Origin of the sequence: Chitinophaga sp. YR627 (assembly GCF_900114995.1) — a bacterium.
In the GTDB taxonomy this organism is placed as follows: Bacteria; Bacteroidota; Bacteroidia; order Chitinophagales; family Chitinophagaceae; genus Chitinophaga.
In genome coordinates, this window is record NZ_FOUX01000001.1 from 58,564 (window position 1) to 72,194 (window position 13,631).

11 protein-coding genes are annotated in these 13,631 nt (G+C 44.6%); 8 read left to right on the forward strand and 3 right to left on the reverse strand.

Going from position 1 to position 13,631, the window contains the following annotated elements; all coding sequences use genetic code 11:
* Nucleotides 1–95 precede the first annotated feature (95 nt).
* Entirely contained in the window at nucleotides 96–971 is an 876-nt protein-coding gene (locus tag BMZ72_RS00195; protein WP_089804076.1) for a fructosamine kinase family protein, read from the forward strand.
* A 6-nt stretch (nucleotides 972–977) separates the two neighbouring features.
* Here BMZ72_RS00195 and BMZ72_RS00200 read toward each other — a convergent pair whose 3' ends face one another.
* Entirely contained in the window at nucleotides 978–1,526 is a 549-nt protein-coding gene (locus tag BMZ72_RS00200; RefSeq protein WP_089804078.1) for a lipocalin family protein, read from the reverse strand.
* Nucleotides 1,527–1,652: 126 nt separating this feature from the next.
* On the opposite strand from BMZ72_RS00200, the gene BMZ72_RS00205 reads away from it, so the two are divergent.
* Nucleotides 1,653–2,696, forward strand: a complete 1,044-nt coding sequence (locus tag BMZ72_RS00205) for a sensor histidine kinase (protein ID WP_177222629.1) — start codon at nucleotides 1,653–1,655, stop codon at nucleotides 2,694–2,696.
* Nucleotides 2,671–3,432, forward strand: a complete 762-nt coding sequence (locus BMZ72_RS00210) for a LytR/AlgR family response regulator transcription factor (protein WP_089804082.1) — start codon at nucleotides 2,671–2,673, stop codon at nucleotides 3,430–3,432. The genes BMZ72_RS00205 and BMZ72_RS00210 overlap by 26 nt, the downstream gene beginning before the upstream one ends.
* Nucleotides 3,433–3,825: 393 nt before the next feature.
* On the opposite strand, the gene BMZ72_RS00215 is transcribed toward BMZ72_RS00210, so the two are convergent.
* Together BMZ72_RS00215 and BMZ72_RS00220 are read right to left on the reverse strand one after the other, a co-directional pair.
* Entirely contained in the window at nucleotides 3,826–4,398 is a 573-nt protein-coding gene (locus BMZ72_RS00215) for a hypothetical protein (RefSeq protein ID WP_089804084.1), read from the reverse strand.
* A gap of 406 nt (nucleotides 4,399–4,804) precedes the next feature.
* Nucleotides 4,805–5,269, reverse strand: a complete 465-nt coding sequence (locus tag BMZ72_RS00220; protein ID WP_089804086.1) for a MarR family winged helix-turn-helix transcriptional regulator — start codon at nucleotides 5,267–5,269, stop codon at nucleotides 4,805–4,807.
* A 153-nt stretch (nucleotides 5,270–5,422) separates the two neighbouring features.
* On the opposite strand from BMZ72_RS00220, the gene BMZ72_RS00225 reads away from it, so the two are divergent.
* From BMZ72_RS00225 to BMZ72_RS00245, 5 genes are all read left to right on the forward strand, one after another.
* The gene (locus BMZ72_RS00225; RefSeq protein ID WP_089804088.1) at nucleotides 5,423–6,466 is read left to right on the forward strand and encodes an HlyD family secretion protein; all 1,044 of its coding nucleotides are present in this window, start codon (nucleotides 5,423–5,425) and stop codon (nucleotides 6,464–6,466) included.
* A gap of 19 nt (nucleotides 6,467–6,485) precedes the next feature.
* Nucleotides 6,486–8,063, forward strand: a complete 1,578-nt coding sequence (locus tag BMZ72_RS00230; RefSeq protein ID WP_089804090.1) for a DHA2 family efflux MFS transporter permease subunit — start codon at nucleotides 6,486–6,488, stop codon at nucleotides 8,061–8,063.
* A 21-nt stretch (nucleotides 8,064–8,084) separates the two neighbouring features.
* Nucleotides 8,085–9,374 (forward strand): TolC family protein, encoded by a 1,290-nt coding sequence (locus tag BMZ72_RS00235; RefSeq protein ID WP_089804092.1) that lies wholly within the window; start codon nucleotides 8,085–8,087, stop codon nucleotides 9,372–9,374.
* A 654-nt stretch (nucleotides 9,375–10,028) separates the two neighbouring features.
* Nucleotides 10,029–11,294: a 6-bladed beta-propeller gene (locus tag BMZ72_RS00240; RefSeq protein WP_089804094.1), complete on the forward strand. Its 1,266-nt coding sequence runs from the start codon at nucleotides 10,029–10,031 to the stop codon at nucleotides 11,292–11,294.
* A gap of 126 nt (nucleotides 11,295–11,420) precedes the next feature.
* Nucleotides 11,421–13,628: a peptidase domain-containing ABC transporter gene (locus BMZ72_RS00245; RefSeq protein WP_089804096.1), complete on the forward strand. Its 2,208-nt coding sequence runs from the start codon at nucleotides 11,421–11,423 to the stop codon at nucleotides 13,626–13,628.
* The last annotated feature ends 3 nt before the right edge of the window (nucleotides 13,629–13,631 follow it).

Sequence of the window (13,631 nt, forward strand, 5' to 3'; positions counted from 1 at the left end):
AAGAATTAAAAATTAACAATTAAGAATTATCGCGAAGATCTTCGCTGCATTTCAATTCTTAATTGTTAATTTTTAATTCTTAATTTTTTTATGCCATGGACAAACACTTCCTCCATTACCTCTCCACCATCCTCACCAATCACTGGCATTCCCCGGTAGAGATCCATAACTACAGTTCCGTCAGCGGTGGCGACATCAACGAAGCCGCCATCATCGAAACCAGCCGCGGTCCCTGGTTTCTCAAACTCAATCACAGCACTTATGCCTCGATGTTTGAAAAAGAGTTTAACGGATTACAACTGTTAAGAAGTACAGGCACATTGAAAGTCCCTGCGCCGTTATTATTCGGCAATTATCAGCAGTATACTTATCTAATAATGGAATACTTACCTAAAGGGCATGCAGGGCCGCAGAGCGTATCCTGGCTGGCGGAAGGACTAGCCGCTTTACATAGGAACAGCCATGAGCAGTTTGGTTTAAGAGAAGACAATTACATCGGCACGCTCGTACAGCGGAATACCTGGAAAACATCCTGGGCAGATTTCTATGCAGAGAACCGCATTTTGCCACTGGTGAGGCAGTTGGTTGATATGAAGCAGTTCGGGATGAAGGAGCGCAGACTGGCAGATGCATTGGCGATACGGCTGACAGCGATCTTTCCGGTAGAATCGCCGGCATTATTGCATGGTGATCTGTGGGCAGGCAATTATATGTTTATGGGGAATGGTGATCCGGCAATTTATGATCCTGCGGTCTATTACGGTCATCGGGAGATGGATATAGCGATGACGATGTTGTTTGGCGGTTTTGACAGCTCTTTTTACCAGCGATATCACGAGGCTTTTCCTTTGGAAGCTGACTGGCGGAAACGGGTCTTACTGTGCCAGCTATATCCATTGCTGGTCCACGCGGTTTTATTTGGCGGACATTACGTGGGGCAGTCCGCCGGTATTATCGAACAATATGCTTAAACACATTTAAGCTTCCTTGTCATGCTCACACCATACCAGGGCGTCGATATCATAGCCCAGTTCCTGTGCCTTCAGCAGATAATTATCCTTTACATTTCCAGGGATGTTTGTTTCCCGGGATAGTATCCAGAGGTACTGGAGGTTATTGCCGGCAATGAGGGCGTATTTATATTCCCTGTCGATAGCGATCACATTATAACCGGCATAGAAAGGTCCAAAGAATGATACTTTCAGGCGGCCAAGGTCTCCTTCTCTGACGAATTTTGCTTTCCCGATACTTTCCTTCCATTTGTTCTTTGTGTAATCATAGCCACGGTTGTCGACCTTGATCGCCCCATCTTGCCGCAGGCTGTAAGTCGCGGTAACGTTGCTGAGGTTATGTTCATATTTGTAGTCCATACGGGCGATCTCATACCATTTCCCCAGAAATTTATCGACGTAGAAAGGTCTTACGGCAATGGCTCCTTTGGGAATGGTAACCGCTGTAGCTGTACTGAGCATCAGGAGACCTGCACCAGCCAGGAGGGCAACATGAACTTTATTGATTCGTACCATATGTCGGGGTTTGCCTGTAACTAATCAAAATACATGCCTTTTCGCCGTCTCGGTATCCGATTTGTCCGTTTCGTATTGGTCCCGTTTAGCCGGAGGGGAAAATTGGCCTACCTTTAAATGATGAAAATGAGTCCGCTCATCAGGGAAATGATACGCTATTGCTGGGTATTGGCTTTTATTTCGGCAGCATCAGCGATCATGTTTATCATCGTCTTCAGACTGGGTAACGGAGCAATGTCAGGCGTCGCGTTTATGACGGGGTTTCGTTCGATGATAGCAGGTTTGGCGAATGTCTGGATCTTTGCGATGCTGAGACGGCATATGCCTTTCCAGAGCCCCAAACAGGAGCGGATAACCAGATATATAGCGGGGTATCTGCTAACGGGTATTTTGTTTCCATTGACAGTACCACTGGAGTTATACATTGATATCGCCAAAAGTCATTTTACATTTCTGCAGCGACTCCCTGGTGTTTTATTACAGGGGTTCTGGATGAATAGTCTTGTAATTGTTACACATAATCTCGTGATTCTACGTTTCGAAAAAGAAAATATTGAACTGGAAAATTCCCGTCTGAAAGCCGCTAATCTTGAATCGGCCAATCTGCTGTTGAAACAGCAGATCCATCCCCATTTCCTCTTCAACGCACTGAGTATGCTGAAAAGTCTGTACAAGACTGATATTCAGGCAGGAGAGGCGTATCTTTCACACCTGGTGAATTTCCTGCGGGCCTCACTGGCGGAACCGCAATCCCGTGCCAGCCGCTTATCTGATGAAATAAAGCTCTGCAAAGACTATCTTGAAATGCAGCAGATCCGTTTTGAAGATGCGCTGCATTGTACGATCGATCTGCCGGAAAAGGTATTGTCAACAGGTTTTGTACCTGCGTTTTCTCTCCAGTCACTCATTGAGAATGCCATCAAACACAATGAAGCAACAGAGGCATCTCCCTTACACATTACCATGTATTATCAGGAGGGGAGGATCATTACAGAGAATAATCTGCAGGTTAGAAAACATATTGATTCTCAAAGTGGTAAAGGACTGATCAATCTGGTTGAAAGGTATCGGATATTGTCAGGGGACGAGGTGATTATCTCACAGGATTTGCATAACTTTTCAGTCAGCATTAAAGTTTTGAGTAATGAAGGTAGTGATCATAGAGGATGAGAAAATAACCGCGAGAGACCTGGTACAGACCATTCAGCAACTGTTTCCCCAGATCAGCATTCTAAAGGTGCTGGGAACGGTGAAGGACAGTATCAGCTATTTTAACATAGACCGCAGCGCGGACCTGATCTTTGCTGATATACAGCTGGGAGACGGTCTGAGCTTTGAGATCTTCTCTGCCGTGGATATAGACGTTCCTGTGATCTTCTGTACTGCCTATGATGAATATGCTTTACATGCCTTCAAAGCTAACGGGTTTGACTATATCCTGAAACCTTTTACCAACGAGTCTGTATCCGCAGCGATCAATAAGTACCTGGCCTTCAGGGGCCGGATCGCGGAAAATGCAGTACCCTATAAAGCACTGGAGCAGTTATTCGCGACAAAGAAAACAACTGAAACGGGTGCTGTATTGGTGTATGAGAAAGACAGGATCATGCCGGTGGCGATCAGTGACATCGCTTTCTTCTATCTGAAGAATGGCGTGGTTAACCTGACCACTTTTGATAAAAAGACATACGTCGTCAATAAAACGATGGACGAATTGGGTAAATTTACAGAACCGCTTTTTTTTCGCGCTAACAGGCAGTATCTTGTGCATCGTAAGGCCGTCCTGGATGCTTCCAGTGCCCTTTCCCGCAAACTGACGCTTTCCTTGTCAGTGCCGGTTCCGGAATCCGTTACCATCAGTCGTGAGAAGATGGGGCAGTTCCTGGAATGGTTAACACAACGTTGATTTACTAGTTCCTCCATAACACACTTCAACAGGCAATATGGCTGTTTCACTACAGTTTTGTTGACTGTCAGCTTTGCGTATACAGACATTTGCGTTTGTATATGTACGATCGTATACACACATACTTCATCTATAAGGTACACATACATATTCGTAACAGAATATGAGAAAAGGGGGCGTATTCATGCGCCCCTAAGCTTTTTTCGAAAGGGGTGTTTCAACAGGTAATTTGTCCGTTTCAGGGTATTGGAGTTGAGATTTAAAGCGGATTGTAAGAACTTCGGCTCAGCGTATTAACACGATAAAACGATACTAAGATATTTTGGTTGCTGATCATCGGCAACAGTTGTAGGTTTAAGGTCAGCCGGAACATTCCTGTTCCGGCTTATTTATTTAACCATCTGTAAATGCAAGTATCGCTTTTGTTTGATTCCCCGGCATATCCGCTGCTGTTACCTGTATCTTCTCCACCTGCTTCATGTCCATAACCACCGTCGTCGTATAATCCCAGTACATCGGCTTCCACTGCTGAACAGCAGCTCCCTTTTCAATGACCTTTCCCGCAACATCGATGATCTCAACATTCACCTGATAAACCCTGAAAAAATCTACTGCACGTATACTTATCACCTGGCCGCTTTCCCCTGTATACGCATCTGCATCAATCAGACTGATCACCGGTGCGCTCAGCGCATCCTTCATCGCCACATTAAACGCGCTCTGTCCTTTCCTGGCAAGCGACAGGTAATACAAATTCATCTCCGGGTCTTTTATTACCTGTTTTGAATAGACCACCGCATCCGTAAAATTATGCTGCGACTGGATCTGCATCGCCGAAAACTGCACCTGTTGTTTCTTCTTTGTGGTCCTCAGATATGTTTCGCCATAACGGTTGAAAACATTCATTTGTTTGCCGATAGTACCGGATACATTTTTCAATAAGATGTTGTCTTTTACGCGTGCCATAGTGATATAGTTTTGATGAAAAACAAAGTTACCGATCCATTTAGCACGATTTCAGACAATGTGCACAGGACGCAAAATCGTGTGCATGGGACGCCAAAACGTGTGCACGTGTTTTATTGTTTATACGATAAAAGTCCGTATTACAGGGCTATTAAGCCGATATCCCTTCGCTCATGAGCGGAGCGGTAACGGCATAATGATGGAATAATGCCGGTGTAATGGGACAAGTAGGACGTGATCAACGAAGCGTGTGTTATAAGTCGTTGATTGGTAGTGTTAGCTGCTAATGTTGAATATAAGCAGGGATTTGCGCGTATTGATTGTTGATACTGAAGGAGTAGGGGATGATGACAGGAATAGTGTAGATAAAGACAAAGCAGCGGTCACCAGCCGGTAACCGCTATTACTATTTCAACAAATTTTCATGATAGTCAATCAGTTCTTTCAGCACATCTACCGCCGTTTCATAACGCTCGCGACCGATGACCTTGATATATTCCTTTCTAAGCATTTTCGCTTCATTCGTCGCGATCTCCTGGAATTTCTCTCCCTCTTCTGTCAGGTATAACTTTACCGACCGGCCATCACTATCACTCTTTTCGCCCCGCACAAGACCAGAAGCCTCCAGTTCGCGTACGATCCTGCTGGCAGCCTGTTTGGTTACCCGCATTTTTTCTGCGATCTCATTATTGGAAATACCCTCGCTACCGATATTCATAAAGAACGGCATGTAGGTCGTATTGAAATTCTCATAGCCCCAGGTTCCAATATTACGGCTGCCCCAGTCATCCATTGCCCGCTTCAATATATACAGTGTGGCAAACAGGTTATCTTCTTTGCCGGTTAATTTATTTTTTTCTTTCATGGCCATACACAAAAGTAATCTTTTCCCTGTATAAAGACCGGCAAACCCTTGCCAGAATACCCCCTAATAAAAAAAATCAGAATAAAAAAATAGTAAATAGTGTTTACTATATAGTCAACAATGTTTACTTTTGTTCAGCAAAAATAACCTAGCACAGGAATGACACAGGAAAAAACGCAGCAATCTAAAAGCCCGGTAAAATTTATTGTATTGGGCGTAGCCGGAATAGCGATCCTCTATTTCGGAGGAAAGAAAATAATGCATGCCTATTCGCATGAAAGCACTGATAATGCACAGATTGAGAGCAACGCGATTCCTGTGCTGAGCAGGGTCGGTGGTTACATCGATACGTTTGCATTGCAGGATTATCAATCTGTAAAAGGAGGGCAGCTCCTGCTGACCATCGACGATAAAGAGTACAAAATAGCGGTACAACAGGCAGAAGCGGACCTCTCCGCAGCCAAAGCTGATCTCATATTTGCAGAAGCACAGATCACCAATATCGGCTCTGATAAAAATGTGGCGGATGCGGGCGTGAGTGTGGAACAGGTCAATCTGGAAAAAGCAACCCGCGATCTGGCGAGAGATCAGGCGCTGTTTAACGATGGCTCCATCACACAGCACCAGCTGGATAATAGTCAGTCTGCCTATAAGGTAGCCCTGACGCAGCTGGAATCTTCCAGAAAACGCGTGAACCAGGTAGTGACGCAGAATGGTACTGCCAACGCACAGATCGAAAGAGCAAAGGCCAATGTCGCCCTGAAAGAGGCCGCACTGGAATCCGCTAAACTGAAATTATCCTATACACAGGTGATCGCACCGGTAGCCGGCAGGATAGGGAAGACCAATCTGCAGAAAGGCCAACTCGTACAGGCAGGACAGCAACTGTTCAGCGTCGTGAATAATGAACGCTACTGGATCGTTGCCAACTTCAAGGAAACACAGCTGGAGAAAATGAAAATAGGACAGGTGGTTAAAGTAGAAGTGGATGGTTATCCTGATAAGGAAATCTCCGGTAAGATCGTCGCCTTCAGTGACGCCACCGGCGCTAAGTTTTCGCTCCTGCCACCGGACAACGCTACAGGCAACTTTGTAAAGGTAACACAACGGGTACCTGTTAAAATTGAAATTGACCGCGCAGACGAACTGAAAAGTATCCTCAAGGCAGGTCTTAGTGTAACTGTAGATGTACAGGTTGATTAAGACCTAAACAGCATAGTGTATGGCGGTAAATAAATTTACGCGGGTAATCATAGTCATTACCACAATCTCAGCGGCGATCATGGAGCTGATAGACACCTCCATTGTCAACGTTGCGCTCAATAACATAAGCGGTAATCTTGGTGCTACACTGGAAGATACTTCCTGGGTAGTAACAGCCTACGCGATCGCGAACGTGATCGTTATTCCGATGACAGGTTTCCTCAGCCGCTACTTCGGCAGAAAGAACTATTACCTTACATCCATCATCATATTCACGATAGCATCCTACATGTGTGGTTCTTCTTCCTCTCTGTGGATGCTGGTCTTCTGGCGATTCGTACAAGGTGTTGGCGGTGGTGCCCTGCTATCTGTATCACAGGGCATCTTATTCGATGCCTTCGATCCTTCTGAAAAAGGAAAGGCCTCCGGTATGTTCGGCATGGGGATCGTAATAGGACCAACGATCGGACCTATACTCGGCGGGTATATTGTAGATAACTACGCATGGCCGCTCATCTTCGATATCAATATTCCATTTGGTATTGTCGCTTGTCTGCTGACCTGGAAGTTCATCGATAAAAAGGAAAATGAATACAATATCGACCGCAAATCTATTCCCATTGATTATATCGGTGTACTCTCATTATCTGCCGGGATCGGCGCTTTGCAGTACATTCTGGAGAAGGGACAATCAGACGACTGGTTTGAAGACAGTACGATCCGTATAATGACGGCAACGGCAATAGCCGGGCTCGCGGCATTTATCTGGTGGGAATTAAAGACGAAGACACCGATCATCAACCTGCGGGTTCTGAAAAGCAGGAACCTGATCGGGAGTAATGTGCTCACCTTTGTATGTGGCTTCGGATTGTTCGGTTCTGTATATCTCTTTCCGCTGATGGTACAGCGTGTAATGGGTTATACACCTACAGAGTCAGGGCTGTCCATGATTCCCGGCGCCCTGGTGACGATCATGGTAATGCCGTTTATAGGCGCTTCACTGGGTAAAGGGGTATCGCCGATGTTCTTTGTAGTGACAGGTTTTGGCTTGTTCATTCTCCATGGATATACCAGTGCACAGGCGACGATTGACGCAAATAAATGGTGGTTTACATATACGCAGATCTTTCGTGGTGTAGGCACGGCGTGTCTCACAGTTCCTTTGTTAAGTCAGGCTGTCGTCGGATTGAAGCCACAGGACATGCCCTATGGTATATCACTCAACAACATGTTCCGGCAAATTGGTGGTGCATTCGGTATTGCGATCATGAATACGTATTCAACACAGCGTTTTGCCGTACATCGTTCTGACCTGGTATCCAATCTGCAGGGGAATAATCCCCTGATGAATGAAAGGGTGGCAGGTGTTGCTCAGGGCCTGATCAGTAAAGGTGTGAATCCTATTGCGGCTCATGCTCATGGTGCCTGGTCTAACCTGGATCATGCGGTTACCAGACAGGCACAGATGCTTGCTTATCTCGATGGCTTCCTGCTGGTAAGTGTGTTTTTCGCCTGCACGATCCCATTCATGTTACTGTTAAAAGTAGAAAAGATGGATGCCGAAACACGCGCGAGAGTTGCTGCGGAGGCGCATTGATCTTATTTAAAAAATTACATCATGAGAAAAGTCATTATTATATCCCTTCTCTCGCTTGCAGGGCTACAGAGTCATGCACAGGAAGTCAGCAGTGATCTGAAGGAGTTGATCAATAAATCATTTACTTATTTCCCGCGTTTCAGCGAACTGGAACAGTCCGTGAAAACAGAAGAGGAAAGGGTTTCACTCGCAAAGGCAAATGGACTGCCCAATCTGACAGGCAGTGCGGGTTACCGTTATTCGCATCCTGTATCGGAGATGACGATACCTATCAACGGACAGCTATCGACGTTTAAGATCATGCCGAATAGTAACTATAACACCGGTGTGAATGCGAGCTACATTTTATGGGACTTTGGTGTGGTAAAAGCGAATGTAGAGAGTGCAAAACGTGCCGTGCAATATGCAAAGGACAACATTGAATACAATAAGGCGCAGATGGCTTACCAGGTGGCGGTGATCTACTATCAGATCGTCTATCTGCAAAAAGCCATCGCGATACAGGATAGTGTGCTGGCCTTCCTGAAAGCGAATAAAGAGGATACGGAGATAAAGCTAAAACACGGCGATGCATTGAGATATGATGTATTATCCATTCAGTCGACCATTGACCAGGAAAACAATGCCCGCATTGATCTGGAGAATTCACTGCTGAAGCAGTATAACCTTTTACAGTATTCAACGGGTAGTGCTACCGCCAATGGAAAAGAGTTTGATTTTACGCTTGCAGCAGAAAACAAACAGGAAGCATTGAACGTTGCACAACAGCATAATCCGGAGTATACATTGCTGAAAGACAGGATCAGTCAGTCGGAAGCCGGACTGGATATCAGTAAGAAAGCAGGACTACCTTCACTCTCGCTGAATGCGAGTACCGGTTTTGCCAATGGGTATATGCCGGATCTCAATCAGTTCAGGTATAACTATACAGGAGGTGTGACCCTGAGCGTACCTATTTATCAGGGTGCGAGAGCCAGGAGACAACGTAGCCTTGCACAGAGTCAGCTGAAAGAAGCAAACCTGGGTATGCAGACACTGAACAACACCGTACAGAATGATATCAGACAGGCATATACAGATATAGAAAGTAATCAGTCCAGGTTGGTCAACGCAAAGGAGCAGGTAGAGGAGGCGAAGGAAGCACAGAAACTGGCGCAGAGCAGATACAGGAACGGAACAGGTACCAACCTGGAACTGACCAATGCCAGTACCAATGTACAGCGCGCAGAGCGGTCAACGTTGCAGTACACTTACCAGCTTTGTCTGGCGAGACTGGAACTGGCAAGAGTACTGGGAACAAAGTACTGGTAAGATTTTTAACAGTTGTAGGTTAGGTTTCGGGCGGAGCATTTTTGCTTCGCCTTTTTCTAAAGGGGATATTGGATACGAATTTTTACAGGGCATATATTGTATAATCTTCTATTGGGCATAAAATAGCGGTTAACAAGGGTAACTACCTATAATCGCTAGACGTTATAAAAACATACTTGATTTAGTTGTTTTTTTCATCGAATGTATGTAGTTTGGACTTGAATTATTTAACCTTTAATCCACATAACACTCAGGCCCGTTTACTTTTTGTAAACCCAACATTAAAAGTTAGGAACATCCCCGTATACCTTAGATTTTGTTTGCCACAGTTGCCTTCCGCAATACATTGTGCAAAGAAATGTGACCTATGTAATTGCCGGAAATTAACATCAGTGGGGGATATATTATATATTAAATGACCTGAATGATGGCTGCGCACCATCAGTGGTATTTGTATGTATGTCCGGAATAAGAATCTGCAATTTAGATCCTTCTTTTATCAGGAATACTAAGATTGGTGAATGTACCAATTATATTCAAGACAGATTCCGTATTACAGATAAACAGGTTTTATATGCCGGAAAAGACGATGCCTGAACTTTCTGACTTGTATCATAGGAATGCAGATCTTTATTAACTATTTTCTATACCAGCATGAAACATATATATCAGCTCATATCAATCATATTTCTCGTTTTAGTTATTGCGGCATGTAACGGATCTCTAAGCCGTAACCGATATAGAGGCTTCGAAAGTGTGATAGATGTAAATAAGATAACTTCTTTGAAACCGTCTCTGCGGGGACAGGTGCTGGATGTTAGAATTCCTCCTTCTGATAGCCTGACATTCGATCATAATAGCCGCCTGACTGATATTAAATATGTCAGATTGGAAACTACTCCTGAATCTAAAATTGGTTTGCTGGAAAAACTAATTATAACTGGTGACAGAATCATTGTTGCTGATTTTAGTGTGTCTAAATCAGTTTTTGTATTTGATTCAACCGGACATTTTATAAGCAGAATATCAGCTAACAAAGGGACAGCTTCGAGGAAGGCCATGATTTCCAACTTTATTGATATTGCATACGACTTTGAGCGCAACGAAATTATTCTTCATGATCAGAGTGAGGCAAAAAGCTATTATTTTGACAAAGACGCTAACTTTTTACATAGTGAAAAGGAGTATGTTTATTTTTACCACTTCGCAAATTTGAAGAATACAGATCAGTATGTTTATCTTAATCAATTTGGTGCCAATGAACATATTCCTGGTTTGGCTGGTTCGACACTTTACCTGGGAACACGTGGAACAAAGTTGAATTTTACGACTAAGGATGCTGTTCCGGGTATGATTGGAGACCTTAATTTTTATATTAATATTAACCTGTCATTTAATAATAGCAACGATAACATTTTTTATACACCGGAATTCTCAGACACGGTTTATCAGATTGGAGTTGATCCCATAGCAATTTTTCCTAAGCTGGTGATTCATTATCCGGGACCGGACATCAATTCAAAGCTTAAAGAGTTACATAAAGAGAATTTAGCTGACTACATGAAACTGTTGTCCCAAAACCAGTACTACTCATTTAAAGGAGAAGTGTTAGGTAATAATGACTCTACGTATTATATCGGTACTTATAGGGATAATTTTTATGGTTATTTTTTGTCAGCGAGAACGGGTAATATTATCGGAGGACCGGTATCTTCAACTTTCTCTGTGAAGGATTCACTTGATCTGGATGGTTTTAAATATCCTTTAACTACTTATAAAGATCATTTCGTCAGTATACTTGGTTTTTCTGATTTTAGTCTGAGTAAATCTTTACCTTCTTCGAAGCTGGCCGCTGTCAGGGGAACGATTAAGGAGTCAGATAATCCGGTATTATTATTTTATAAAATAAAAGCTTTTTAATGCATACGATAGAATAGTTGTCCGCTATTTGGCTGCCATTTTTCCTTTTAATGAAGACTTTAATTTATTCCGGCTAATATTTTATGAAACATTGTTTCATATTCTATTTTTACATAGATTGCAACAATGTTTCAATTCCTATTCCCCAGGAAGTCCTTCCCATTCTTCAGGCAGGCCGACGCCATGGATTGCGGCCCTACCTGTCTGCAGATGATTGCTGCCTGGCATGGGAAGACCTATCCTTTACAATACTTACGTCGTCAGTGTAAGATATCCCGGCAGGGCGTCACTTTTGCCGATCTGATAGCAGCAGGGGAACAGCTGGGCTTTCATACGCTATCGGCCGAACTGCCTTTTACGGTATTGGCCGCAAAAGCACCATTGCCCTGTATCCTGCATTGGGACAAGCAGCATTTTGTCGTATTGTACCGGGTGACTGAACATAAGGTATATGTGGCGGATCCTGCGTTGGGGCGCCGCATCCGTTACACCATTCCGGAATTTATGGAAGCGTGGCAACTGGCTGATAAACCCGGATTCGGAAGGGCATTGTTCCTGGAACCCACACCTGTATTTCATGCGTCTGCGGAAGTGAAAATACCTCCCACCGATCTGCGTACGCTCTGGCCATACGTGGCCACGCACCGGCGCAGGCTGATACCTGTCGGTGTGAGTCTGCTGATAGCCGCCGCCTTGTCTTTTATGATGCCTTTACTGACAGAGGCGATCGTAGACAGGGGGATCAACAAACACGATATTCCCATTCTTTTACTGATCTGTGCCGGACAGCTGATGCTATTCCTCGGAAAGCAGGTGACTGATTTCTTCCGCGCGCGTTTACTGTTAACACTGGGCGCACAGATGAGTATCATGATGCTGGAAGCATTCCTGTTAAAACTGATGCGTTTACCTTTTTCCTTTTTTGATAACCGGCAGTCGGGAGATAATATGCAACGCGTTACGGATAATCAGCGGGTGGAAGATTTTCTCACTACCTCCGCAGTCTCTTTTGTACTATCGGTGATGATCCTGCTGGTGATGGGAGGTACCTTACTTTATTATAACTGGCTCATTTTTATCCTGTTTGCGGTAGGGGCAGTGGCAGGTGTTGGCTGGACCGGGGCCTTTGGAGAAAAACGCGGACGGCTGGATCAGAAGCGTTTCCGTGTATTGTCAGCAAACCAGGATACACTGCTGGAGATCTTTTCCGCTTTTCAGGAGATCAAGCTTACGGGGAGTGAACAGCTTAAAATAAACCAATGGACACAGCTACAGCAACAGTCCTTTGCCGTGAAACTGGAAAGTCTGAAGCTGGATCAGTTTATACAGGGGATCGCCTTGTTTATCAATGAAACCCGTAATGTGATCATCACCTGTTTTACAGCGGTACTGGTCATTAAAGGACAGCTGACACTGGGGGAGATGCTGGCGATCACCTTTATCTGCGGACAGCTCAACACACCGGTGGCCCAACTGGCAGAGTTCATAAGGGCGATGCAGAATACGAAGTTTAGTCTGCAACGCATTGCAGAAGTACATCATGAACAGGATGAAGATCCTGTATCAGCGATCATTGTACCGGAAGATAGGAGTGGTCGTGATCTTTGTCTCTCGGGGGTATACTTCCAATACGGTAATAAGCATTCTCCGCTGGTACTGAATAATGTGCACCTTACCATACCGGCTGGTAAAATGACGGCTATTGTAGGTATGAGCGGCAGCGGTAAAACCACGCTGCTGAAACTCCTGCTGCAATTTTATTCGCCAACACAGGGAGCCATCTTTGCAGGAGATCAGTCATTCAGCGACATTACAGCGCAAGCCTGGAGAAGCCTGTGCGGAGCGGTCATGCAGGATGGATATGTGTTCCGGGATACCATTGCCAATAATGTGTATGGAGGTGAAGCAGACAGGGATATGGACCGTATGATAAAAGCCTGTATGATGGCTAATATTCACGACTTCTTCGCAGCAATGCCTTTTGGTTATGATACGATGATCGGGAAGGATGGGTATGGACTGAGTGAAGGACAGACACAACGCTTGCTGATCGCCAGACTGATCTATCGTGATCCTGCCTATATATTCCTGGATGAAGCGACGAATTCACTGGATGCCAGTAATGAGCGGGCGATCATCAATAATCTCCACGAATTCTTTGAAGGCAAAACTGTGGTGGTTGTGGCGCATCGGCTGAGTACCGTAAAACATGCAGACCAGATACTGGTGATGGATAAAGGTATGATCGTGGAAGCCGGTACGCATGAAACGCTCACCAGGACGGAAGGCGCCTATTATCGCCTGATTAAAAACCAGCTGGAACTCGGCAGGTAAAAA

Excerpts from the sequence above, each read along its gene's own strand:
- BMZ72_RS00195 (WP_089804076.1), top strand. The coding sequence starts at position 96 with ATGGACAAACACTTCCTCCATTACCTCTCCACCATCCTCACCAATCAC.
- BMZ72_RS00200 (WP_089804078.1), bottom strand. The coding sequence starts at position 1,526 with ATGGTACGAATCAATAAAGTTCATGTTGCCCTCCTGGCTGGTGCAGGT.
- BMZ72_RS00205 (WP_177222629.1), top strand. The coding sequence starts at position 1,653 with ATGAGTCCGCTCATCAGGGAAATGATACGCTATTGCTGGGTATTGGCT.
- BMZ72_RS00210 (WP_089804082.1), top strand. The coding sequence starts at position 2,671 with ATGAAGGTAGTGATCATAGAGGATGAGAAAATAACCGCGAGAGACCTG.
- BMZ72_RS00215 (WP_089804084.1), bottom strand. The coding sequence starts at position 4,398 with ATGGCACGCGTAAAAGACAACATCTTATTGAAAAATGTATCCGGTACT.
- BMZ72_RS00220 (WP_089804086.1), bottom strand. The coding sequence starts at position 5,269 with ATGGCCATGAAAGAAAAAAATAAATTAACCGGCAAAGAAGATAACCTG.
- BMZ72_RS00225 (WP_089804088.1), top strand. The coding sequence starts at position 5,423 with ATGACACAGGAAAAAACGCAGCAATCTAAAAGCCCGGTAAAATTTATT.
- BMZ72_RS00230 (WP_089804090.1), top strand. The coding sequence starts at position 6,486 with ATGGCGGTAAATAAATTTACGCGGGTAATCATAGTCATTACCACAATC.
- BMZ72_RS00235 (WP_089804092.1), top strand. The coding sequence starts at position 8,085 with ATGAGAAAAGTCATTATTATATCCCTTCTCTCGCTTGCAGGGCTACAG.
- BMZ72_RS00240 (WP_089804094.1), top strand. The coding sequence starts at position 10,029 with ATGAAACATATATATCAGCTCATATCAATCATATTTCTCGTTTTAGTT.
- BMZ72_RS00245 (WP_089804096.1), top strand. The coding sequence starts at position 11,421 with ATGTTTCAATTCCTATTCCCCAGGAAGTCCTTCCCATTCTTCAGGCAG.